At 71.6% G+C, this 23,223-nt stretch carries 17 protein-coding genes and 1 pseudogene; 16 read left to right on the top strand and 2 right to left on the bottom strand.

The annotated features are described in order from the left end of the window. Positions 1 to 27: 27 nt before the first annotated feature. The 3 genes from V4Y04_RS01250 (at position 28) to pgm (ending at position 3,106) form a co-directional block, all read left to right on the top strand. A complete protein-coding gene (locus V4Y04_RS01250) occupies positions 28 to 882 on the top strand; it encodes an STM4011 family radical SAM protein (RefSeq protein WP_332432661.1) in 855 nt (284 codons plus the stop codon). Between the two features lie 50 nt (positions 883 to 932). After that, entirely contained in the window at positions 933 to 1,361 is a 429-nt protein-coding gene (locus tag V4Y04_RS01245) for a hypothetical protein (protein ID WP_332425166.1), read from the top strand. A gap of 104 nt (positions 1,362 to 1,465) precedes the next feature. After that, the gene (gene pgm, locus V4Y04_RS01240; RefSeq protein WP_332425164.1) at positions 1,466 to 3,106 is read left to right on the top strand and encodes a phosphoglucomutase (alpha-D-glucose-1,6-bisphosphate-dependent); all 1,641 of its coding nucleotides are present in this window, start codon (positions 1,466 to 1,468) and stop codon (positions 3,104 to 3,106) included. Positions 3,107 to 3,215: 109 nt separating this feature from the next. Here the strand turns inward: pgm and V4Y04_RS01235 are convergent, their stop codons facing one another. After that, entirely contained in the window at positions 3,216 to 3,737 is a 522-nt protein-coding gene (locus V4Y04_RS01235; protein WP_332425163.1) for a hypothetical protein, read from the bottom strand. Positions 3,738 to 4,270: 533 nt separating this feature from the next. Here V4Y04_RS01235 and V4Y04_RS01230 point away from each other — a divergent pair. From V4Y04_RS01230 to V4Y04_RS01210, 5 genes are all read left to right on the top strand, one after another. Further along, on the top strand, positions 4,271 to 4,579 hold the full coding sequence (locus V4Y04_RS01230) for a MarR family winged helix-turn-helix transcriptional regulator (protein ID WP_332425162.1): 309 nt from the start codon (positions 4,271 to 4,273) through the stop codon (positions 4,577 to 4,579). Between the two features lie 127 nt (positions 4,580 to 4,706). Next, entirely contained in the window at positions 4,707 to 5,696 is a 990-nt protein-coding gene (locus V4Y04_RS01225) for an alpha/beta fold hydrolase (protein WP_332425160.1), read from the top strand. Positions 5,697 to 5,825: 129 nt separating this feature from the next. Then, positions 5,826 to 6,257 carry a cupin domain-containing protein gene (locus V4Y04_RS01220; protein ID WP_332425159.1) on the top strand — a complete coding sequence of 144 codons (432 nt, stop codon included), beginning with the start codon at positions 5,826 to 5,828 and terminating at the stop codon, positions 6,255 to 6,257. Between the two features lie 98 nt (positions 6,258 to 6,355). After that, positions 6,356 to 7,621 (top strand): glycosyltransferase family 4 protein, encoded by a 1,266-nt coding sequence (locus V4Y04_RS01215; RefSeq protein WP_332425157.1) that lies wholly within the window; start codon positions 6,356 to 6,358, stop codon positions 7,619 to 7,621. After that, positions 7,618 to 8,439 carry a transferase gene (locus V4Y04_RS01210; protein ID WP_332425155.1) on the top strand — a complete coding sequence of 274 codons (822 nt, stop codon included), beginning with the start codon at positions 7,618 to 7,620 and terminating at the stop codon, positions 8,437 to 8,439. Before V4Y04_RS01215 ends, V4Y04_RS01210 begins: the two co-directional genes overlap by 4 nt. Before the next feature lie 116 nt (positions 8,440 to 8,555). Here V4Y04_RS01210 and V4Y04_RS01205 read toward each other — a convergent pair. Then, positions 8,556 to 8,735: pseudogene (locus tag V4Y04_RS01205) on the bottom strand (cupin domain-containing protein); the annotation flags it as partial. A gap of 232 nt (positions 8,736 to 8,967) precedes the next feature. On the opposite strand from V4Y04_RS01205, the gene V4Y04_RS01200 reads away from it, so the two are divergent. The 8 genes from V4Y04_RS01200 to V4Y04_RS01165 all read left to right on the top strand — a co-directional run bounded on the left by V4Y04_RS01200 (position 8,968) and on the right by V4Y04_RS01165 (position 22,735). Then, positions 8,968 to 9,999 carry a hydroxyacid dehydrogenase gene (locus tag V4Y04_RS01200; protein WP_332425154.1) on the top strand — a complete coding sequence of 344 codons (1,032 nt, stop codon included), beginning with the start codon at positions 8,968 to 8,970 and terminating at the stop codon, positions 9,997 to 9,999. Further along, on the top strand, positions 9,996 to 11,897 hold the full coding sequence (locus V4Y04_RS01195; RefSeq protein WP_332425153.1) for a DUF2264 domain-containing protein: 1,902 nt from the start codon (positions 9,996 to 9,998) through the stop codon (positions 11,895 to 11,897). Before V4Y04_RS01200 ends, V4Y04_RS01195 begins: the two co-directional genes overlap by 4 nt. A gap of 379 nt (positions 11,898 to 12,276) precedes the next feature. Then, positions 12,277 to 15,660 (top strand): CARDB domain-containing protein, encoded by a 3,384-nt coding sequence (locus V4Y04_RS01190; RefSeq protein WP_332425152.1) that lies wholly within the window; start codon positions 12,277 to 12,279, stop codon positions 15,658 to 15,660. A 248-nt stretch (positions 15,661 to 15,908) separates the two neighbouring features. After that, entirely contained in the window at positions 15,909 to 17,633 is a 1,725-nt protein-coding gene (gene ctaD, locus V4Y04_RS01185; protein WP_332425151.1) for an aa3-type cytochrome oxidase subunit I, read from the top strand. 35 nt (positions 17,634 to 17,668) lie between these two features. Then, entirely contained in the window at positions 17,669 to 18,010 is a 342-nt protein-coding gene (locus V4Y04_RS01180) for a hypothetical protein (RefSeq protein WP_332425150.1), read from the top strand. 335 nt (positions 18,011 to 18,345) lie between these two features. Beyond that, a complete protein-coding gene (locus V4Y04_RS01175) occupies positions 18,346 to 19,077 on the top strand; it encodes a hypothetical protein (RefSeq protein WP_332432660.1) in 732 nt (243 codons plus the stop codon). A gap of 463 nt (positions 19,078 to 19,540) precedes the next feature. Further along, complete coding sequence (locus V4Y04_RS01170; RefSeq protein WP_055592751.1) at positions 19,541 to 19,891, top strand: hypothetical protein; 351 nt, start codon at positions 19,541 to 19,543, stop codon at positions 19,889 to 19,891. Positions 19,892 to 19,960: 69 nt separating this feature from the next. Next, positions 19,961 to 22,735: a glycoside hydrolase family 97 catalytic domain-containing protein gene (locus V4Y04_RS01165; protein ID WP_332425142.1), complete on the top strand. Its 2,775-nt coding sequence runs from the start codon at positions 19,961 to 19,963 to the stop codon at positions 22,733 to 22,735. Positions 22,736 to 23,223 lie beyond the last annotated feature (488 nt).

Here is a 23,223-nt window from a genome sequence, read left to right as displayed (position 1 = left end):
CCCGTGCCCGGCCCCCCGACCAGCCCCATGGACCTGACCGTGCTCTACCGGGGCCCACTCGCCTCGTGCGACTACGACTGCCCGTACTGCCCCTTCGCCAAGCGCCGTGACAGCCGGGAGCAACTGCGCGCCGACCGCGCCGCCCTGGAGCGGTTCACCCGCTGGGCCACCGCGCAGAGCGGCGACCGCCTCTCCCTCCTCTTCACCCCCTGGGGCGAGGGGCTGGTCCGCTCCTGGTACCGGCGTGCCCTGACGGAACTCTCCCATCGGCCGCACATCCGGCGGGTCGCCATCCAGACCAACCTCAGCTGCCGCACCGACTGGCTCGCCGACGCCGACCTCGACACCCTCGCCCTGTGGTGCACCTACCATCCGGGGCAGACCCCGTACGACCGCTTTTCGGCCAAGTGCCAGGAACTGGCCCGTCTCGGTGTCCGGTTCAGCGTCGGCATCGTCGGCCTGCCCGAGCATCTGGAAGCGGCCCGGCGGCTGCGTGCCGGACTGCCGGGCCAGGTGTACCTGTGGGTCAACGCGGCCGAGGGCCACACCTACGACGATGCGGAGGCCGAGGTGTGGACCGGGCTGGACCCGCTCTTCCCCTACAGCCGCCGTCCCCACACCAGTGCGGGCGCGCCCTGCCGCACCGGAGAGTCCGTGATCTCCGTCGACGGCGAGGGCACGGTCCGCCGCTGCCACTTCGTCCCCGACGAGCTGGGCAACCTCTACGACGGCAGCTACCGGGCGGCCCTGGGGCCGAGAGTCTGCCCCCTCGGCAGCTGCGACTGCCACATCGGCTATGTCCACCTGGAGACGCTGCCGCTGTACGACGTGTTCGCGGGCGGTGTCCTGGAACGCGTCCCCGCGGCGCCCGTGTGGCACTGATCGCGCGACCGGGTGGGTTTGTCTCCGGACTCAGCGGCAAGTCGGTGTCCATGAGTGAACAGAACAAGAGCGCGAATCAGAAGACCACTTCCACCCGGGCCGCCGCCTCCAAGGCCCGCAACGCCACGGAGAAGGCGACCGCTCCCGCCGAGCAGGCGGCCGGCGGCGTCGCCGGCAAGGCGGCTGACGCCGCGTCGGCGGCCAAGTCGGGTGCCGAGCGTGCGGCCGGTGCGGCGAACGGTGCCGTGCAGAGCGCGGCCAAGGGCGTCGAGGCGGGCCGCCGGGCGGTCGTCGCGACCTCGGGCCAGGTCGCCGCCACCGCTGTGACCGCCTGGACGGTCCTCACCCACCGCAAGCTCGTCGCCGCCGGTGTCGGCGCCGGCTTGACCGTGCTGAGCGCCGCGTCCTACGCGGTGGGCCGCCGTGCGGAACGCCACACCCAGGGCCCTCTCACCCGGATGACCGGCGGACGCATCTGACCCGGGACGGTGCGGGGACGGGCGGCTCCACTCGCGCGGTGCGGCCTCGAAGAGGAAGGATGTGTCCGCAAGCGCAGAATCAATCCCTGCCAAGGAGTGGGCACATGCAGCACGAGCGAGCGGGCGGCCCGGCCCGCCCCGAGGACCTCGTCGACGTCGCTCGGCTGGTCACGGCGTACTACGCGGTGCACCCGGACCCCCAGGACGCGGAACAACGTGTCGCGTTCGGGACGTCCGGGCACCGCGGCTCGTCCCTGGCGGGCGCCTTCAACGAGGACCACATCGCCGCGACCAGCCAGGCCATCTGCGAGTACCGCGCCGACCGGGGCACCGACGGCCCGCTCTTCCTGGGCGCCGACACCCACGCGCTGTCCGAGCCCGCGCGGGTCACCGCACTGGAGGTGTTCGCGGCCAACGGAGTCACGGTGCTCATCGACAGCGCCGACGGCTACACGCCGACCCCCGCGGTCTCGCACGCGATCCTCACCCACAACCGAGGCCGCACCACCGGCCTCGCGGACGGCGTCGTCGTCACCCCGTCCCACAATCCGCCCGCCGACGGCGGCTTCAAGTACAACCCGCCCAGCGGCGGCCCCGCGGACTCGAAGGCGACCGGCTGGATCCAGGACCGGGCCAACGACATCATCCAGGGCGGCCTCAAGGACATCCGGCGCGTCCCCTACGCCCGCGCCCTCACCGCCCCCGGCACCGGCCGCTACGACTTCCTCGGCACCTACGTCGCCGACCTGCCGAGCGTGCTGGACCTGGAGGCGATCCGGACGGCGGGTGTCCGTATCGGGGCCGACCCGCTGGGCGGGGCGTCCGTCGCCTACTGGGGCCGGATCGCCGAACAGCACGGCATCGACCTCACGGTGGTCAACCCCCTCGTCGATCCCACCTGGCGGTTCATGACCCTGGACTGGGACGGAAAAATCCGTATGGACTGCTCGTCGCCGCACGCCATGGCGTCCCTCATCGGGCAGCGCGACCGCTTCGACATCGCCACCGGCAACGACGCGGACGCCGACCGGCACGGCATCGTCACCCCCGACGCCGGCCTGATGAACCCGAACCACTACCTCGCCACGGCCATCCAGTACCTCTACGCGCACCGCGAGCAGTGGCCCGCCGGGGCCGGTGTCGGCAAGACGCTGGTGTCCTCCGCGATGATCGACCGGGTCGCCGCCGACCTGAAGCGCGAACTGGTCGAGGTGCCCGTCGGCTTCAAGTGGTTCGTCGACGGCCTGGCGGGCGGCACCCTCGGCTTCGGCGGTGAGGAGTCCGCCGGCGCCTCCTTCCTGCGCCGCGACGGCTCGGTGTGGACCACCGACAAGGACGGCATCCTTCTCGCGCTGCTCGCTTCCGAGATCACCGCTGTCACCGGGAAGACGCCTTCCGAGCACTACGCCGCGCTCACCGCACGCTTCGGCGAGCCCGCCTACGAGCGGATCGACGCCCCGGCGACCCGGGAGGAGAAGGCCCGCCTGGCGAAGCTCTCTCCCGCACAGGTCACCGCCGACACCCTCGCCGGGGATGCGGTCACCGCGGTGCTCACCGAGGCCCCCGGCAACGGCGCGTCCATCGGCGGCATCAAGGTGACCACGGCCAACGCCTGGTTCGCGGCCCGCCCTTCGGGCACCGAGGACGTGTACAAGATCTACGCCGAGTCCTTCCAGGGCCCCGGCCACCTCCGCCGCGTGCAGGAGGAGGCCAGGGCGGTGGTGCTGTCGGCGCTGGGCGGCTGACCGGCTCCGTACCGCCCGGCTGCCGCTCGTCCCCGGCGGGGGTCCGCCGTCGGCCGAGTGCCGCAGCCGGGCCGCGTACCGCCGCTCGGCGTGCGAGGCCGGCGGAGCGTCAGCCCGCCCGCACCGCCGAGGCGGTCGGGGAGGGGGAGACGAAGCCGGACGGGACGGACGTCGCCGTGGGCAGCTCCGCGGGAACGTCCTCCGACTGCTGCAGCACCGTGTCGCCGGGCCCCTGGTCCGAGCGGCCCGCACCGGTGGACAGCTGGGACCAGGCACCCAGGACCAGTGCGATCGCGGCGGCCGTGCCGACGACCCGGCAGACCCGGCGCGCCCTGGCCCGCCCGTCCAGGTTCCGCCACGACGGGCCCTCCCACGGGTCGTCGGGATGCCACAGATCACCGACGGCGCCCGTGGCATCGGTGGCCTGACGCTCCGTCCGGTCGCGTGCGGCCCTGACGGTCGGCCGCGGCTGCCACCCCGACGCCCGCTGCAGGGCCGAGGGTTCGACGGGGGCGGTGGCGCGAATGGCGTGTTCGTTGTCCGTGAGGAACCGCCGCCAGACCTCGTCCGGCACCGACGGCGTCCTGTCCTCGTCCTCCGGCGTCTCGCCGTCAGGTCGCTGCGCGGTCACGTCTGTTCCTCTCCGGTGAGGAGCCCGTCGAACACACCTCAGCTCACTCGCACCAGGATCCTGGGCAGGATCATCCCACAGCACGAAAACGTCGGGCCAGGGGCCCGGCGCCCCGGATGCCGTCGCCCGGACCGGGGACTCGATTGCGCAGAGGTCCGAGGTGGGGGCCGGAACGCGCCCACGACCACTGCACAGTCTAACGACCTCACCCGCGACAGCGAGTGGGCTCCCGACGCCCTGCGGCTTCGCCTCCGGCGTTGTCGCGGGTGAGGTCGTAACGGTGGGGGAGGGGCTTCCGCGGAGGAATCGGACGGCTCTCCAGCGCCTCGACACCGCTGGAGCAGGTCATGACCGACGAGGAACCGTCATCGAGCCGGACGGCGCTGTTCTGGATGCCGTTCGTGGTGAGGGCAGTGGTCGCGATGACGGACGTCCTGGTCGGACCGGGGGGTGGGCCTGCTGCCCCTGGTGGCGGTCGGTGACACCAAGCCGGTCGCCCTCGTCGAACCGCTCCGCGTCACCCGCCCACCGCGATGCGCGTGGTGGACCGGCTGATCGCGGCCGGACTCGCCGTACGGCACACCCATGGGGCCAACCGCCGCGAGACACCGCCGCAGTTGGCCGGCGAGGGCCGGCGGACCGTCGAGGACGTCACCGCGCGGCGCCGTGCCGGGATCGCCGCCCTCGTCGAACGACTCACCCCCGAGGAACGCGTGGCGCTCGTCGAAGCACTCACCGCGTTCAAGGCGGCAGGCGGCGAGCCGCCGGTCCCGTACACCCGGGGTCCGGCGCACGGCCCGCACGTCCTGCCTGTCGAGGGCGTAGGCACCTCGTGGAAGTGACCCGGCCCAAGCGTCGGTTTGCCGAAGCGGCAACAAGGCTCCCCCTCACCCGGTCCTGCCTCCATGCTCGAAGCACGGTCCCGGCCCGGTCCCGGCGCGGGACGGAGCACGAGCCACAGGAGCACGTATGTCATCGCAGCAGCCCCGGCGCGACGTCGCCCACCGGCTGGTCCCCTCGCCCGCGGGCCGCATCCATCTGGTGGAGCAGGGCACCGGCCCGCTGGTCCTGCTCGTGCACGGATTCCCCGAGTTCTGGTACTCCTGGCGCCACCAACTGCCAGCCCTGGCGGCGGCCGGTCACCGCGCGGTGGCCGTCGACGTCCGTGGCTACGGCCGTTCCTCCCGGCCCACGGCCACGGACGCCTACCGCATGACGGAGCTGGTGGCGGACAACGTCGCGGTCGTGCACGCCCTGGGGGAACGGTCCGCCGTGATCGTCGGACATGACTGGGGATCGACGATCGCCGCCGGCTCCGCCCTGCTCAGGCCGGACGACTTCCGCGCGGTGGGCATGCTCGGCGTGCCCTACACCCCGCCCGGCGGCCCGAGGCCGAGCACCGTCTTCGCCTCGATGGGCGACGACGAGGAGTTCTACGTCTCCCGCTTCCAGGAGCCCGGCCGTGCCGAGGCCGAGATCGAACCGGACGTACGCGGCTGGCTGGCCGGCTTCTACGCGGCGCTGTCCGCCGACACCATGCCCGCTCCGGACGCCCCGGGCCCGTACTTCGTGAACCCGGGCGGTACCCTGCGCGACCGGTTCCCCACCGGCCGGCGGCCCGCCTGGCTCGGTGAGGCCGACCTCGACGTCTACGCCGCGGAGTTCGAACGCACCGGCATGAGTGGAGCCCTGGCCCGCTACCGGAACATGGACCGCGACTGGGAGGACCTCGCCGGCCACACCGGCGCACCCCTCACCCAGCCGTCCCTGTTCATCGGCGGTGGTCTGGACGCGTCCACGGCCTGGATGGGCGACGCCATCAAGGCCTTCCCCGGCACGCTCCCCGGACTGTGGTCCTCCCGCATCCTCGACGGCTGCGGCCACTGGATCCAGCAGGAACGGCCCGAGGAGACCAACACGATCCTCACGGACTGGCTCGCGGCACTGCCCGCCCGCTGAGAGTGTGGGTGCGCCGCAGCACACCGGAGCGAGCGGCCGGGCTTCAAATATGCATGCTAACTTCCTATTTGAGAGATCCTGCGCACAGGACGCACAGGACGCACAGGACGCACAGGACGGTGACACCCGATGACGGCAGACGACGGCGACGCCACCACCGAGCACGGCGGCGATGACCCACTGCCCCGGATGCTGTGCGACACGGCCGCGCTGGCAGCGCTCGAGGACGCGCCGGCCGGCGCTCTGTGGCGGCTCGCGGAGTCCGGCCGGCAACTCGACGCCAACGTCGTACGCATTCCGCCCGGCCGACAGGTCGACACCCACCGCGAGCCCGACCTCGACGTACTCCTCCTGGTTCTGGCCGGTGAGGGTTCGCTGACCGCGCCCGACGGGACGCGGCCCCTGCGTGCGGGCACCCTGACCTGGCTTCCGCACGGTTCCACACGCGCTCTCGCCGCCGACGGGCAAGGGCTGACCTACCTGACCGTGCACCGCCGCCGCCCGGGCATGCAGATCAAGTCGTCGGGCACGACGGCGCCTTCGGCCGACCGGACCCAGTAGTGGTGACCAGGCGGAACTTTCATCCGGAAGGCGTAACTCGAGCCAACAAAGTGATAACAGCAGACAACTTTTGAACGCTTTGAGCGGTCTAGTCCGCCATGAAGATCTCTTTCCTGATCCACAACGCCTATGGCATCGGAGGCACGATCACCACCACGTTCAACCTCGCCGCCGCGCTGGCTGAGCGGCACGACGTGGAGATCGTCTCCGTGCTGCGGCACAGGGAGCGGCCCAACCTCACCCCGCACCCCGACGTGCGGCTGCGGCCCCTGGTGGATCTGAGGGGGGAGAAGGACGATCCCCGGCACGGAAGACCGGCCAAAGTGTTCCCGTCGGCCGAGTACCGCTACCACCAGTACAGCGAGTTGACGGATCAGCGGATCGCCGAATGCCTGGAGTCCATCGACGCCGACGTGGTCATCGGGACCCGGCCGGGACTCAACGTGCACCTCGCGCTCCAGGCCCCCGAGCACGTCGTACGCGTCGGCCAGGAGCACCTCACCCTGAACAACCACCCGCCCCGGCTGCGTACCACGCTGCGCCGCGCCTACCGCCGCCTCGACGTGCTCACCACCGTCACGGAGGCGGACGCCGACTCCTACCGGCGCAAGATGAGGCTGCCCGGGGTGCGTGTGGAGGCCCTCCCGAACAGCGTCCCCGACCCCGTGCTGCCCGCCGCGGACGGCACCGCCAAGGTGGTGGTCGCGGCGGGCCGGCTGGTCCGGGTCAAGCGCTACGACCTGATCATCAGGGCGTTCGCCCGGGTCGCGGCCGCCCATCCGGACTGGCAGCTGCGCATTTACGGCAAAGGCGAGGAACAGGCCGCGCTGCGCAGCCTGATCGAGTCGCTCGGCCTGTGGAACAACGTCTTCCTCATGGGCGCGACGACTCCGATGGAGGCCGAGTGGGTCAAGGGCTCCATCGGCGTGGCCGCGTCCAACTTCGAGCCGTTCGGCATGACCATCGTCGAGGCGATGCGCTGCGGACTGCCCGTCGTGAGCACCGACTGCCCCTACGGGCCCGGCGAGATCATCAAGGACGGCGTCGACGGCCGGCTGGTGCCCGTCGATGACGCCGACGCCCTCGGCGAAGCCCTGCTGGACCTCGTCCGCGACGACGAACGGCGCCGCCGCATGGGCAGGGCCGCTCTCGACAACGCCCGCCGGTACGCCCCCGGACCCGTTGTGGCACAGGCCGAACGCCTCGCCGGAGAGGCCGTGGCGGCCAGAAGCACCGGCCGGCGCCCCGGACCGGACGGCGGCCGGGCCCACCTGGCCCTGTCCAGCCAGGGCCACGCCGCCGCCGACCTCGCCCTCACCGCCGCCTCCGAGGCGCTGCGCACCCTACGGAAGGGACGCCGATGAGCACCGCCCAGGACGACACGGGCGCACCGCGCGCCCACTGCACGGTCGACGCCGACGGCCGGACCACCTTCCGCATCGCGCTCCGCGCGGCCGGGCGCCCCCGGCTTGCCCTGGTGCCGAGACCGAAGAAGAACGCGCCGCAGCAGCCGACGCGCCTCCTCGACCTCGAACCCCACGGCGCCGACGGCGACCTCCGCGCGGTGCTCGAACCGCTGCCGGCCCTCGCCGAGGGCCGCTGGGACGCGTACCTGATGAGGGAACCGGACGCCGTGCGGGAACGGCTGCGCCCGGGGCTGCGGGACCTGCGCGCCCTCGTCGACGGAAGCCTGCGGGAGCGGCCGTCCCCGGTGGCCGTCCGGGTCTCCTACGCCACGAAGGACGGGTTCCTGGCGGTGCGGGCCTGGCTGCGCCCCGCCCACGCCGAGGCCGGCCGCCTCGACCTCGCGGACGGTGCGATGACGGTCCACGCACGCCTGCACGGCGCCGAACTGTCCGACGACGCCACCGCGTTGCTCCGGCTGCGCAGCGACAAGGGCACCACGCGCTCCTTCCCGCTGCGGACCGACGGCAGCGCCTTCTCCTTCACCGCGCCCTTCGGGGAACTGGTCGGTGGGGCGCCCGGCGACCAGGTCTGGGACGCCTTCCTCCTCCGGCCCGCCGCCGGTGCCCCGCCGGTCCGGATCAGCAGGCTCCTCGACGACGTGGCCGACCGTAAGAAGGTATGCGTCTACCCGGCACTCACCGTCGGCGAAGCCGCCGTGCGCCCGTACTACACCGTCGACAACGACCTCGCCGTCGAGGTGACCGCCGTACAGTGAACCGGCCGCCGCCCGTCCCGGCAGGGTGACGATCGGCAAGTACACGGGCAGGGGCAGGGGGGGAGCGGCCCGAACGGAACCGCTTTCCTGCCCCTCGTCTGCTTGCGGCGTCCGGGTCAGGCGTCCTCGGCCGGAAGGGCGTACAGCTTCGGCAGGCTGACCACGATCGCCTCCTGGGTGCTGCGGGCGCTGACGACCACGGCCTCCTCGGAGGGGTCGGGGTTCTCCTCGCGGTGCGGCACGAACGGGGGTACGAAGATGTGGTCGCCGGGCGAGGCGCGCGGCCGAACCTTCTCCGTCCCGTCCAGGAACATTGACCAGGACCTGTATCCCCTCGGTCCCGGCCTCTGCACAGGGAACAGCCCGGCCTCCGTCACCCCCGAGTACTGCCTCGGGGTCATCATGGGCACGCTCCTGAAGGTCGTGTCCCTTGTTCTCGCCTTCGCCCTGCTCCAGCGCTTCCGGCGCAGCGGTCCGACCGCCGGCGCCGTGAAGCGACCCGCTCATGGAAGGAGTTCCGCCCCAGCCATGACCGAGCACCCGCCCGGCTCCGCCTTCCGCCCCCGTGCCGCACTGGCCATGCACCCCGACGTCGCCTCGGCCGTCCTCGACGCCGAGGCGCACGCGGCCCTCGCCACGCTGTGCGATCCAGTACCCCTCCCGGTGCTGGACGACTTCACCACACCCCGGGCGCGCGCCGTGCTCGCCGACGTCGACCTGCTGGTCACCGGCTGGGGCTGCCCGCCCCTGGACGCCGAGGTCCTGCGGGCCGCGCCCCGCCTGCGCGCCGTCGTGCACGCGGCGGGCAGCGTACGCGGCCATGTCACCGACGCCTGCTGGGAACGCGGCATCGAGGTCTCCTCCGCCGCCGCGGCCAACGCCGTGCCGGTCGCCGAGTACACCCTCGCCATGATCCTTCTCACCGGAAAACGGGTCCTGGAGAGCGCGCGCGACTACCGCGGCGCCCGCGCCCGGCCCGACTGGCTGCGCCCCGACCGCTCCACCGGCAACCACCGCCGCACCGTGGGCATCCTGTCCGCCTCCCTCATCGGCCGCCGCGTCATCGACCTGCTGCGCCCGCACGACATCGACGTCCTGCTCCACGACCCGTACGTCGACGACAAAGAAGCGGCCGAGCTAGGTGTGCGCAGAGTGGAGTTGGCGGAGCTGTTCCGGCACTCCGACACGGTCAGCGTGCACACCCCGCTGCTGCCCGAGACCCGTGGCCTGGTCGGCCGCGAGCTGATCGACTCCATGCGGCCCGACGCCGTACTCGTCAACACGGCCCGCGGCGCCGTCGTCGACCAGGACGCGCTCACCGACGCGGCGCTGGCCGGCCGCATCCGTGCCGTGCTCGACGTCACCGAACCCGAAGTCCTGCCGCCCGACCACCCGTTGTGGAATTGCGAGAACGTCCTGCTCACTCCCCACCTCGCCGGGTCCCAGGGCAACGAACTGCGCCGCCTGGCCGATCTCGCGCTCGCCGAGATCGCGAGCTGGGCCGCCGGCGACGGCTTCCTCCACCCCGTACGACGCGAAAGGCTGGCCTTCCTCGCATGAGCGTCCCCTTCGAACTGCCTCCGGAGAACCGCGACCTGAGCCCGCACACCGGCTACACCCGCGCCCACTGGGAGGCCGCCGCGGACGGGCTCCTCACCGCGGCCTGGCGGTGGAGCACCCCCGGCCACGCCCTGCTGGACCTGCCGGGACGCCCCTCCCGCTCGGGCGTGCGCTCCGACGGCCTCGAGGGGTACGCGAGGACGTTCCTCGCCGCCGCCTTCCGGGTGGCCGGCGCGGACGGGGACGACCCGCACCACCTGCTGGAGCGCTACGCGAGCGGACTCGCCGCCGGCACCCGTACCCCGGGCCGCGACGACACCGAGTCCTGGCCGCTGATCCTGGACTTCACGGTGCAGGGCCAGCCCATGGTCGAGTCCGCGTCGATCGCCCTCGGCCTGCGCCTGACCGCCCCCTGGCTGTGGAAGAACCTCGATCCGGGTGTGCAGGACCGCGCCGAGGAATGGCTGCGGGGCGCGCTGCGGCACACCCCCGCGCCGAACAACTGGTACCTCTTCCCCTACACCGTCGCCGGGTTCCTCGAGTCCGTCGGCCGTGGCGACCACGAGACGGCCGCGGCCCGGCAGCGCGCGGTGGAACATCTCGAGAACTGGTACCGGGGCGACGGCTGGTACGCCGACGGGGAGATGCCTGCCTTCGACCACTACAACGGCTGGGCCCTGCACCTCTACCCGGTCCTCGACGCCCACCTCTGCGGCGACGCCGACGCACTGGACCACTACGGCGCCCGGCTGCGCGCCCATCTGGAGGGCTTCGCCCTGATGTTCGGCGCGGACGGGGCGCCAATGCACTACGGGCGGTCCCTCACCTACCGCTTCGCCGCCGCGTCGGCCGTCGCGCTGGGCGCGGTGACCGGTCACAGCCCGCTGACCCCCGGGGCCTCGCGCCGCATCGCCGACGGCAGCCTGCGTTACTTCCTCGACCGGGGCGCACTGACCGACGACGGACTGCTGAGCCTGGGCTGGCACGGCCCGCACGACGCCGTACTGCAGGCCTACTCGGGCCCCGCGTCCCCCTACTGGGCGTCGAAGGCCTTCGTCGCCCTGCTCGCCCCCGCCGGCCACGCCCTGTGGACGGACCGGGAGGAGCCCGCGCCGGTGGAGGAGGCCGACCGGGTGCTCGCCCTGCCCACGCCCGGACTGCTCCTCCAGGCGACCCGGGCCGACGGAGTCGTCCGTCTGCACAACCACGGCAGCCACCATGTGAGCCCCCACCAGGCGGAGTCGGCCGCCGAGGACGACCCGCACTACGGGCGCCAGGCCTACTCGACCCGCACCGGCCCGACCGCGACCGGGAACGTCGCCGACAACCACCTGTCCGTGGTGATCGACGGACGGCCCAGCGTCCGCCGCCGCGTCCACCCACTGGGCGCCGGACACGGCGACGGGTGGGGCTGGGCGGCCTCCTGGCACCGGCCGGTGTTCGCCGGTGGCCCGCCGATGGTGCCGGGCCTGCGGGTGGAGAGCGTCACGGTGGCCCACGGCCGTCACGAACTGCGGGTGCACCGGGTGGTGGGAGCACCGGCGGACTCCCTAGTCACGCACACCGGCTGGGCCACCGGCCCCGACGAACCGCTGGTCTCGTCCCTGCACGGCCTGCACGGCTGGGACGCCCCCGCCGCGGACCCGGTCCGCGCCCCCCAGGGCACGGCCTTCACCCGCTGGGCCCGGGTGCCCCGGCTCAGCGGCCGTTCCCACGGCACGTCCGTGCACGTCAGCCTGGCGAGTCTGACCGCCGAACCCGACCCGCGGCCCCTGACGGACGCGGTCCAGGAGATCCGGGTGGACGGGGGGAGCACGGTCGAGGTCGTGTGGGCCGGGTGCGGAGCCCGCACCCGGATCACGTTCGACCCGGTGGAGGTCCGCCACACGGATCAGTGACCGAGGGCGGGCTTCGGGTCCGTGTCGAACCGGTGCAGGGCAGGGGCGCCGTCCGGAAGGGCGGCGCCTCCGGCGTGTCCGGACCCCGGCCCGTCGAGGGTCGCTGTGTCCATGCCATTGACAAGTGAGGCGGAAAGCCGAAACTCTCACTCCAGGAGCCGCAAAAAATGAATGAGTAGCCGCAAAAGATTTACGAATGATCGGCATTCCGTAGCAGGTGCCCTTGGCTACCCGGATGCCCGCCTGCCCCGCCGCCCGTCCGCGCCCGGCCGGCTCCGTTCTGCTCCTGTGCACGTGCCGCTCTACGCACGCCCTGCTCCGCCGTACGTCCCGCACCCGCCCGACCACGCCCCAGCACCCGCCGTGGAACGAGGACTTCATGAGACGGAAGCGATTCGGCCCCCGGACGATCACCGGCCTGCTCCTGGCCGGCCTGGTCGCCGTCGGTCTCCACCCCGCACCGGCCATCGCCGCGCAACCGGCCGTCCGCGGGCCCAACCTGGCGCTCGGCAAAAGCGTCACGGCCGGTGGCTCCCACCTCGGCCATCCCGTCACCAACGTGACCGACGGCAGCCAGCAGACCTACTGGGAGGGCCCCGCGGGGTCCTTCCCGCAGCCGGTACGCGTCGACCTCGGCGGCACCGTCGAGGCCGACCAGGTGGTGCTGAAACTGCCCACCGGCTGGGAGACCCGTACCCAGACCCTCACCGTCGAGGGCAGCACCGACGGCACCTCCTTCACCACCCTGTCCGCCTCCGCCGCCCGCGGTTTCGACCCCGACGACGGCAACACGGTCACCGTGGATTTCGCCTCTCGCGACCTGCGCCACATCCGTGTACGGGTGACCGCCAACACCGGCTGGAACGCAGCCCAGTTGTCCGAGATCGAGGTCTACGACAGTGACGCCGGCACCGACCCCGAGCAGCCCCCGGCCGATGGAACCAACCTGGCGCTGAACAAGCCCGTCCAGGCCTCCTCCACCGCGCACCAGTTCGTGGCGAGGAACGCCAACGACGGCCGGACGGACACCTACTGGGAGTCATCGGGCCATCCCGCCACGCTCACGGTCCAGTTGGGCGCGAACGCCGATCTCTCCGGCGTCGTCGTGAAGCTCAACCCCGCCACGGTCTGGGAGACCCGCACACAGAGCATCGAAGTGCTCGGACGCGAGCAGGCGGCGAGCGGCTTCACCTCGATCAAGACCCGCGCCGACTACACGTTCAACCCCGCCTCGGGCGGCAACACGGTCACCATCCCGGTCACCGGCCGCCATGCCGACGTACAGCTGAGATTCACCCACAACTCCGCCGGATACGGCGCCCAGATCGCCGAGCTGGAAGTCATGGGCACCGCCGCTCCCCACCCCGATCTCATCGTCACCGACCTCACCTGGACGCCCGCTTCCCCCACAGAGTCCGACGCCGTCACCGTCCGCGCGACCGTACGCAACACCGGCACCGCCGCGTCCCCCGTCTCAAGGCTGGACGTCAACCTCGAGGGCACCGTCGCCGGCAGTGCCCCGGTCGGCGCGCTCGCCGCCGGCGCCTCCACGACCGTCTCCGTGGACGTGGGCAAGCGGGCCCGGGGCGCCTACACGGTGTCCGCCGTGGTCGACCCCACGGACACCGTTTTCGAGCTGGACGACACCAACAACAGCCGCACCGCCACGGACAGACTGACCGTGGCCCAGAGCCCCGGACCCGACCTGGAGGTCCGCGCGATCGCGAGCGATCCGGCGAGCCCCGCCATCGGCGCCGCAGTCTCCTTCACGGTCACCGTGCACAACCGGGGCACCTCGGCCGTGCCCGCCGGCTCCGTCACCCGGCTGGAGGTGGGCGACCGTACCCTCGACGGCACGACCGGGGCGGTTGCCGCGGGCGCGAGTGTCCCGGTCACCGTCGACGGCACCTGGACCGCCACCGGCGGGTCGAGCATCCTCACCGCGACCGCGGACGCCACCGGCCGAGTCGCCGAGACCAACGAGAACAACAACATCCTCACCCGCTCCCTCGTCGTCGGCCGCGGCGCCGCCGTGCCGTACACCGAGTACGAGGCGGAGGACGGCGCCTACCAGGGAACGCTCCTGACAACCGACCCCAAGCGGACGTTCGGCCACACCAACTTCGCCACCGAGTCCTCCGGCCGCAAGTCCGTCCGTCTCGACTCCACCGGCCAGTACGTGCAGTTCACCTCCTCGGGACCGGCCAACTCGATCGTCGTACGCAACTCGATCCCGGACGCCCCGGGCGGCGGCGGCACCGAGGCCACCCTGAGCCTGTACGCGGACGGCGAGTTCGTGCGGAAGATCGGCCTCAGCTCCAAGCACAGCTGGCTGTACGGCAACACCGACCAGCCCGAAGGGCTCACCAACACGCCGCAGGCCGACGCCCGCAGGCTGTTCGACGAGTCCCATGCCCTGCTCGGCCGGAGCTTCCCGAAGGGCACCACCTTCCGGCTCCAGCGCGACAACGACGACACCGCCGCGTTCCACATCGTCGACCTGATCGACCTGGAGCAGGTCGCACCGCCCACCGACCGGCCCGCGGGCTGCGTCTCCATCACCGAGTACGGCGCGATCCCGGGCGACGGGATCGACGACACGGACGCCCTTCAGCGGGCCGTGACCGCCGACCAGAACGGGCAGATCGACTGTGTGTGGATCCCGCCGGGCCAGTGGCGGCAGGAGCAGAAGATCCTCACCGACGACCCGCTCGACCGCGGGCAGCACAACCAGGTCGGCATCCGCGACGTCACCGTCCGGGGCGCCGGTATGTGGCACTCCCAGTTCCACACCCTCACCCCGCCGCACCAGTCGGGCGGCATCAACCACCCGCACGAGGGAAACTTCGGCTTCGACATTGACGACAACACCCGGATCTCGGACATCGCCATCCTCGGCTCGGGCGCCATCCGCGGCGGCGACGGCGGAGCCGAGGGCGGGGTGGGTCTGAACGGCCGGTTCGGCAAGAACACGAAGATCAGCAACGTGTGGATCGAGCACGCCAACGTGGGCGCCTGGGTGGGCCGCGACCACAGCAACATCCCCGAGCTGTGGGGCCCCGCCGACGGGCTGGAGTTCACCGGGATGAGGATCCGCAACACCTACGCGGACGGCGTCAACTTCGCCAACGGCACCCGCAACTCACTCGTGGAGAACTCATCGCTGCGCAACACCGGCGACGACGCGCTGGCCGTCTGGGCGAGCAAGTACGTCAAGGACCCGTCCGTCGACATCGGCCACGACAACCACTTCCGCAACAACACCGTCCAACTGCCCTGGCGCGCCAACGGCATCGCGGTCTACGGCGGCCACGGCAACACCATCGAGAACAACCTGATCCACGACACGATGAACTACCCGGGCATCATGCTGGCGACCGACCACGATCCGCTGCCCTTCTCCGGACGGACCCTCATCGCCAACAACGAACTGCACCGTACCGGCGGAGCCTTCTGGAACGAGGACCAGGAGTTCGGTGCCATCACCCTGTTCGCACAGGGGCCGGACATCCCGGGAGTGGTGATCCGCGACACCGACATCCATGACTCGACGTACGACGGCATCCAGTTCAAGGCGGGCGGCGGTGCCATGCCGGACGTCCGGATCAGCAACGTCACGATCGACAGGTCCAACAACGGGTCCGGCATCCTCGCCATGGGCGGTGCCCGGGGCAGCGCCACTCTGACGGACGTCACCATCACCGGTTCGGCCGAGGGTGATGTGCTGATCGAACCCGGTTCGCAGTTCGTGATCAACCGGTAGCCCCACCGCACCACACCCTGCGCACCGCGCCGGGCGAAGGGCCCGTACCCCACCCGGGTACGGGCCCCGATGCGTCCGGACGGCCTCGTCGCCGGGCGCGACACCCCCACTCCGTACGTCACAATGTGCGAGCGTACGGATGCGTGCGGTGACACGCCGGGTCGGGCCCGGGTCTCACACGAGCGGGCGCATATGCGACATCCTTCCCGAGGGTAGAGATACCGGCCCCATAGAAAGAGAGCGGAACAGTGGCGGTTCACAGCGCGTCGGACTCGGTCGAGTCGGACTCCTACGAGGACGAACTGCCGGTTCGGCGCAGGCGTCCCGGCAAAGTCGTCGTCTCATGGCTGACCACGACCGATCACAAGACCATCGGCACGCTGTATCTCACGACATCGTTCGTGTTCTTCATCTTCGGCGGCATCCTCGCGCTGGTCATCCGCGCCGAGCTGGCCCGGCCGGGCCTGCAGATCGTGTCGAACGAGCAGTACAACCAGGCGTTCACCATGCACGGCACGGTCATGCTGCTGATGTTCGCGACCCCGCTGTTCATCGGTTTCGCGAACTGGATCATGCCGCTCCAGATCGGCGCGCCCGACGTCGCCTTCCCGCGGCTGAACATGTTCGCCTACTGGCTGTTCCTGTTCGGCTCGCTGATCGCGCTCAGCGGTTTCCTCACCCCGGACGGCCCGGCCAGCTTCGGCTGGACCGCCTACAGCCCGCTGACGGACTCGGTCCGCACGCCCGGGCTCGGCGCTGATCTGTGGATCATGGGCCTGGCCTTCCAGGGGTTCGGCACCATTCTCGGCTCGGTCAACTTCATCACCACGATCATCTGCATGCGCGCTCCCGGCATGACGATGTTCCGCATGCCGATCTTCACCTGGAACGTGCTGCTGACCGCTGTGCTGGTCCTGCTCGCCTTCCCGATACTGGCCGCCGCGCTGCTGGCCCTCGAGTACGACCGCAAGTTCGGCGGGCACATCTTCGACTCGGCCAACGGCGGGGCGCTGCTCTGGCAGCACCTGTTCTGGTTCTTCGGCCACCCCGAGGTGTACATCATCGCGCTGCCGTTCTTCGGCATCGTCTCCGAGATCATCCCGGTCTTCTCCCGCAAGCCGATCTTCGGGTATCTGGGTCTGATCGGTGCGACCATCGCGATCGCGGGTCTGTCGGTGACGGTGTGGGCGCACCACATGTTCGCCACCGGGGCTGTGCTGCTGCCGTTCTTCTCCTTCATGACCTTCCTGATCGCGATCCCGACCGGGGTGAAGTTCTTCAACTGGCTGGGCACCATGTGGAAGGGGTCGCTGAGCTTCGAGACACCGATGCTCTGGTCGGCGGGCTTCCTGGTGACCTTCCTCTTCGGTGGTCTGACGGGCGTCATCCTGGCCTCGCCGCCGCTGGACTTCCAGGTCACGGACTCGTACTTCGTGGTGGCGCACTTCCACTACGTGGTGTTCGGCACCGTCGTCTTCGCGATGTTCGCCGGATTCCACTTCTGGTGGCCGAAGTTCACCGGCAAGATGCTCGACGAGCGGCTCGGGAAGATCACCTTCTGGACGCTGTTCGCCGGTTTCCACGGCACGTTCCTGGTCCAGCACTGGCTGGGCGCCGAGGGCATGCCCCGCCGGTATGTGGACTACCTGGCCGCCGACGGCTTCACCGGGCTGAACACCTTCTCGAGCATCGCGTCGTTCCTGCTCGGCATCTCGATCCTGCCGTTCCTCTACAACATCTGGAAGACGGCCAAGTACGGCAAGAAGATCGAGGTCGACGACCCGTGGGGGTACGGCCGTTCGCTCGAATGGGCCACTTCCTGCCCGCCGCCGCGCCACAACTTCCTCACCCTGCCGCGGGTCCGCTCGGAGTCCCCGGCCTTCGACCTGCACCACCCGGCGGTCGCGGCGTACGACCGGGAGGAGAACCGCCCCGAGCGCTCCGTGATCCAGGCTCCCGGGGACCAGGCCTGACAGGAGTGATCCCGCAGCCCAGCGTGGAGGAATATGTGAATCCGAGCCAGGACAGCGCCCGCGGCCTCGACCAGTTCGAGGGATACCTGCTGTGGGCTGCCGAAGTCGAGGACGCCCGGCGTCGGGCCGAGCGGTTCACCGAGCAGCTGCCGTGGCTGACGACCGCGCAGCGCGAGGACGTGGAACGCGTGTACACCGCCGACCGCATCGAGGCCTCCCGTGTGACGCTGGTCCGGATCTGCGACCGGGCGGCCGAGCTCCGCGACATGTACACCCAGCGCTATCACCGGCTCCGGGTGCGGTGCGTGGCCGCCGCGGTCGTGGGCATGGCGAGTGGTGCGGGCGCCGTCGTTCTCGCTTTCCTCGTCGGGGAATGACGGTCCGCCGCCCCGCCGGGGCCACCGGAGACCGGTGCCCCGTCGGGCAGATGGGGGACGTTGCCCGGACTCGCGCGGGGAGCGCGGTGTTTCGGCTGAGCCGAAGTCAGGCTGACCCCATGGCTTCATCGATCGAAGGTCCGCACCGCGGGCGTCCCCGAGCTCCGGCCCCGGGCGACCGGCGGCCCGCCGCCTCCGCCCGGGGCCGCGGACGGCTGCCGACGCCGGTCCTCGCCCTCCTGGCGGCGGCGCTCCTCACCGGTTGCGCGGCGACCGCCGGCAGCACGGCGGGGCAGTCACCCCCCACGGCTGCCGCCTCCGCGGCGGTCACCTCCATGGCCGCCCCACCGGCCGTCGCCCCACCGGCAGCCGGAGTGCCGGGGAGCGGAGTGGCAGGAAACGGAGTGCCGGGGAGCGGAGCACCTGGCGTGGCGAGCACCGCACAGGGCCGGACCGACGCCGGAGCACACCCCGGCGCCCCCGCCCCGCTCGGCGGCCTCGGCCCCCGCACGCTGGCCCTGATCCCCGGGAACGCCCGCCAGGCCGTCGTCGTCACCGGCAAGAGCCGGGACGCGAACCGCTCCGAGGCCGTGCTGTACCGACGTACCGCATCGGGCTGGGAGACGGGCACGGCCTGGCCCGCACGCAACGCCCTCAAGGGTTGGACAGACGACCACCTGGCGGGCGATCTCCGCTCGCCCATCGGTGTGTTCACCCTCAGCGACGCGGGAGGTCTGCTGCCGGACCCGGGCACCCTGCTGCCGTACGACGAGTCGCCCGGGTTCTCCATCAGCGGCACGGGCTTCCTGGGGGAGCCGCTCGACGGGTCCTTCGACTATGTCGTGGCGATCGACTACAACCGCATTCCGGGCACCTCCCCGCTCGACCGGACCCGCCCGCTCGGCGCCGACCGGGGCGGTGGCATCTGGCTGCACGTGGACCACGACGGGCCCACCCAGGGCTGTGTGAGCCTTGAGGAACGGCACATGAGGCAACTCCTGCTGGCCCTCGACCCCGAGCAGCATCCGGTGATCGTCATGGGGGACGCCGGGTCACTGAGCAGGTGAACGGGACACCCGTGTCCGGTGCCGGGGCTTCGCAGCGGGGCGGGCGGGTGCTCGGACCGACGCTCAGGGCGCGGTCCCGGACCCGTCCGCCCGGCTCCCGGTGTCGTACTCGCGGTCGAAGAGGCGCAGGACGCGGCGAGCGGCCGCATCCGCGGCCCCTGCGCAGGAGCCGCGACGTCGGGAACGCCGGACGGCCAAGGCCATAAGGCAGGCGGTACGGCCCGCACGGAGGCGCTGTGCGACGGCAGCACTACAGCACTGCAGCACCCGCAATGAAACCTGTTCCAGCAATGAGGCGGTGGTGCGAAATATCGTTGGAGCTCTGCCCGTTCTGTGTGCTGGCGCCCCTGTGATGGTCCTCGGCATGGAGTGGAGGAAACAGGTTCTACTGCCGTTTGCCGGCCAAGTCATGGCATGCCCGCGAGTCACCTCGGCCACCGTCGAACCCGTCTAGGCTGTGCCCATGGAGCAGCGCGAGATCATGCAGCGGGGCGTCGGTATCCTCACCGAGGCCCTCGAGATGCGGCGGCAACTCCGGGAGAACCCGGACGCCGAGGTGACCAGGAGCGGAGCGGTCTCCGCGCTCCTCGAAGAGATGCTGCCGCACATCCAGTTGCCGGCCGACGCGAGTCCCCGCGAAGTGGCGGAGATCGTCACCGAGAAGCTGGGACCCGCCATCGTGCACATCACCTCCGCCCTCACCTTCGCCTTCGTGCAGCTTGCCGAAGTGCACGACGCCGGCCGCACCGACGTGTCCTCCGCGGACGTCCTGCGCTCCATCTCGCTGCGTTACGAGCCCCGGCCGGAGCGGTAGGCGGCGCCCGCCCGACGGTTGAACGACCCCCGGAGGGGAAGGGATCCCACGGAGCCATGGTTGACAACGATGTCAGACCTCTCGGAGGTTTTGGTGTTCGGATCCCCGCTCAGACCGCGTCAGTCCGTCCCCCGCACCCCCCGCACCTTCTTCACCCTCCTGCTCGCCGCCCTCCTGGCCCTCGGCGCCCTCGCCGCGCCCGCCCGTGCCGTGGAACCGGAGGGGGGAAGCTGGACCGTGCGGCAGCCCGGCGCGGCGCGTGACGGCGTGAGTGCCGAGGTGCGCGTCGACGCCGTGGAGGGCACGGTGACCCTGGCCGCCCGCAGGGGTGGCGTCACCGTGCTCGAACCCGCGCCCGTCGGCATCGTCACCGACACCGCCGACCTCACCTCGAACCTGCGGCTGGAATCCCGCACTTCACGCGAGGTGGCCGAGCGGTACACGATGACCACCGGCAAGCAGCTGCGCCGCACCGTCCGGATGACCGAGACCCGGTTCTCCTTCACCGGTACCGACGACGCCCGACTCGACCTACTGGTCCGGGCCGCGGACGACGGGATCGCGTACCGCTACATCCTGCCGGGCGACGGCGACGGCGACGGCGACGGCGACGGCGACGGTGACGGCGACGGCGACGGTGACGGCGGCAAAAGCGGCGACGTCACCGTCGAGCGCGAGGCCTCCACCTTCCAGCTCCCCGCCTCCGCACGCGCCTGGCTCGCTCCCTACACCCCCAACTACGAGCGCCTGTACGCCCCGGACACCGCGGCAGGCGCCGCCGACGGCACGTACGGCTACCCGTCCCTCTTCCAAGTGGGCGACACCTACGCCCTGCTGACCGAGGCCGACGTCGACGGACGCTACGCGGCCGGCCGCCTGGTCCACGAACAGGGCAGCGGACGGTACACGGTGGAACTGGCCGACGACACCGTCACCTCGGCCGGCCCGCTCGCCACGCCCTGGCGCACGGCCGTCATCGGCAGCCTGGCCGGTGTCACCGAATCCACCCTGGTCGACGATCTCGCACCGGCCTCCCGCCTCGCCGACACCTCGTGGATCAGGCCCGGCCCGGTCGCGTGGTCGTGGCTGGACGGATTCGCCGCGGCGCAGCGCAGCCTCGCCACCCAGCAGCGCTATGTCGACTACAGCGCGGCGCACGGCTGGCCGTACATCCTGGTGGACGACGGCTGGAAGACCACCGACTGGATGCCCGAGCTGATCGACTACGCCCGGAAGCGGGGCGTACGGGTCCTGTTGTGGGCGCATTACACCGACCTGGACACGGCCGCGGAACGCGCCGAGTTCCTGCCCCGGGTGAAGGGATGGGGTGCGGCCGGACTGAAGATCGACTTCATGGACTCCGACTCCCAGGAGCGCTTCCGCTGGTACGACGACGTCCTGCGGGACACCGCCCGGCACGAACTGCTCGTCAACTTCCACGGCGCGACCCTGCCCAAGGGGATCCAGCGGACCTGGCCCCATGTGATGACGCTGGAGGCGGTCTACGGTGCCGAACAGGGCCGTGTCCCCGCCGCCGGAATCACCACCCTGCCGTTCACCCGCAATGTCGTCGGATCCATGGACTACACCCCGATGGCCTTCCAGTTCGGTACCCGTACCGTCTCCGACGCCGCCGAACTCGCCCTGTCCGTGGTCTACGAGTCCGGCTTCCAGAACTACGCCGGGTCGGTCCGGGCCTACCGGGACCGACCCGAACTCGAGCGGTTCCTGGAGCAGGTGCCCACCGTGTGGGACGAGACCCGGCTGCTGTCCGGGCAGCCGGGTCAGGGGGCGGCGTTCGCCCGGCGGCAGGGGGACCGGTGGTTCCTCGGCAGCGTGAGTTCCGGCGCGGCCGGCGCCCAGGGCGTTCCGCTGGAGTTCCTCGGCGGCGGGCGCTGGCTGGTGGAGGTCGTCCGGGACGGTGACGACGGCCTGGTCAGGGAACGGCGGACCGTCACCGCCCGCGACACCCTGAGCGTGCCGACGGCCGAGTACGGCGGCTTCGCCGGGATCGTCTGCCGTGCGGTGCCCGGCCGGGACAGCTGCGACCGGCCGGTGTCGCGGCTGCCGCTGACCGCGCTGGCCGTGGAGCCGGCCAGGACCGATGTGGAGGCGGGCGCGTCGGTCGACGTCGTCGGCCGGTTCGCGGTGGAGGAGTTCGGTCCGGCCGAGGACGTCTCGCTGACCGTGCGGGCCCCCGAGGGCTGGACGGTGAAGGGTGACGATCCGTCCGCCGGGCGGCTGCCCGCCGGGCGTGACCTGAGGGGTGACTGGACGGTGAGTGTGCCGCAGGACGCGGAGTACGGCGGCCGGGACCTGGTGGTGACCGCGAAGTACCGTTCCCCGCAAGGACGGAGTGCCCGCAGCCTCCAAGTCGAGCGCACCGTCCGGGTGTTCGTCTCACCGCCCGGCGTCGACCATGTGAGTGACCTGCCGTTCGCCGCCGAGAGCAACGGCTGGGGGCCGGTGGAGCGGGACCGGTCCAACGGCGAGCGCGAAGCGGCCGACGGCGGCACCCTGAGCATCCGGGGCGCCGCGTACGACAAGGGGCTCGGCGTTCATGCCGCGAGCGAGGTCGTCGTCGGACTCGACAGCTCCTACCGGCGGTTCATCGCAGAGGTGGGGGTCGACGACGAGGTCGGCGGCAAGGGGAGCGTCGCTTTCGAAGTGCTCGCGGACGGCAGGGTCCTGGCCACCACCGGGGTGCTCACCGGTGCCGATCCGGCTCGGCGGATCGATGTCGACGTCACCGGAGTGGAGCGGCTGACCCTGCGTGTCACCGACGGAGGTGACAGCCTCGACTCCGACCACGCCGACTGGGCCGGCGCCCGACTGCTGACGTAGGCGTTCGCCGCACATCGGCGACCGACGGTACACGCCGTGCCCGTCCTCCCGGCGGCGGGCACGGCGTGTTCGGACCGGGGCGCCGCGGAATTCGATCCCGTTCCCACCGGACTCGCACCGCACGGACTCGCACCGCACGGCCCTGCGGCCGGAACGGGCAGCCCGTTCCCGCCAGGTCGGCGCGGCCGCACAGCCGCCGGCTGGGGACACCTGCGAAGAGACCGAGAGCCGTGCGGTCGTGCCAGGGGCCTTCACGACGGACCCCGGCCCCTCCTGGGCACCGCGCGGCAGGTCGTTCCGGACTCTTGACTCCTTACGCGTCAGTAGTCATCCTCGGCCCATAGGTTGCTCAGGTCATGACAATCGGGCGGTCGGGGCCGGACACCGGCCCGACCGCCCGAAGAGCCGACCGTGCTGTTCCGTCGACGGAGGGACGTGGGCCGTGACCATCGCTCGACGCAGGTACGGCGGACGCCGTCATGTCGCCC

This window comes from Streptomyces sp. P9-A2 (assembly GCF_036634175.1).
Lineage (GTDB): Bacteria > Actinomycetota > Actinomycetes > Streptomycetales > Streptomycetaceae > Streptomyces > Streptomyces pratens.
The sequence above is the reverse complement of the archived record's forward strand: the minus strand, read 5'-3'. Positions and strand labels throughout refer to the sequence as shown.

Excerpts from the sequence above, each read along its gene's own strand:
- V4Y04_RS01215 (WP_332425157.1), top strand. The coding sequence starts at position 6,356 with ATGAAGATCTCTTTCCTGATCCACAACGCCTATGGCATCGGAGGCACG.
- V4Y04_RS01245 (WP_332425166.1), top strand. The coding sequence starts at position 933 with ATGAGTGAACAGAACAAGAGCGCGAATCAGAAGACCACTTCCACCCGG.
- V4Y04_RS01200 (WP_332425154.1), top strand. The coding sequence starts at position 8,968 with ATGACCGAGCACCCGCCCGGCTCCGCCTTCCGCCCCCGTGCCGCACTG.
- V4Y04_RS01220 (WP_332425159.1), top strand. The coding sequence starts at position 5,826 with ATGACGGCAGACGACGGCGACGCCACCACCGAGCACGGCGGCGATGAC.
- V4Y04_RS01170 (WP_055592751.1), top strand. The coding sequence starts at position 19,541 with ATGGAGCAGCGCGAGATCATGCAGCGGGGCGTCGGTATCCTCACCGAG.
- V4Y04_RS01250 (WP_332432661.1), top strand. The coding sequence starts at position 28 with ATGGACCTGACCGTGCTCTACCGGGGCCCACTCGCCTCGTGCGACTAC.
- V4Y04_RS01195 (WP_332425153.1), top strand. The coding sequence starts at position 9,996 with ATGAGCGTCCCCTTCGAACTGCCTCCGGAGAACCGCGACCTGAGCCCG.
- V4Y04_RS01165 (WP_332425142.1), top strand. The coding sequence starts at position 19,961 with ATGTCAGACCTCTCGGAGGTTTTGGTGTTCGGATCCCCGCTCAGACCG.
- V4Y04_RS01190 (WP_332425152.1), top strand. The coding sequence starts at position 12,277 with ATGAGACGGAAGCGATTCGGCCCCCGGACGATCACCGGCCTGCTCCTG.
- pgm (WP_332425164.1), top strand. The coding sequence starts at position 1,466 with ATGCAGCACGAGCGAGCGGGCGGCCCGGCCCGCCCCGAGGACCTCGTC.
- V4Y04_RS01175 (WP_332432660.1), top strand. The coding sequence starts at position 18,346 with ATGGCCGCCCCACCGGCCGTCGCCCCACCGGCAGCCGGAGTGCCGGGG.
- V4Y04_RS01225 (WP_332425160.1), top strand. The coding sequence starts at position 4,707 with ATGTCATCGCAGCAGCCCCGGCGCGACGTCGCCCACCGGCTGGTCCCC.
- V4Y04_RS01210 (WP_332425155.1), top strand. The coding sequence starts at position 7,618 with ATGAGCACCGCCCAGGACGACACGGGCGCACCGCGCGCCCACTGCACG.
- V4Y04_RS01230 (WP_332425162.1), top strand. The coding sequence starts at position 4,271 with ATGCGCGTGGTGGACCGGCTGATCGCGGCCGGACTCGCCGTACGGCAC.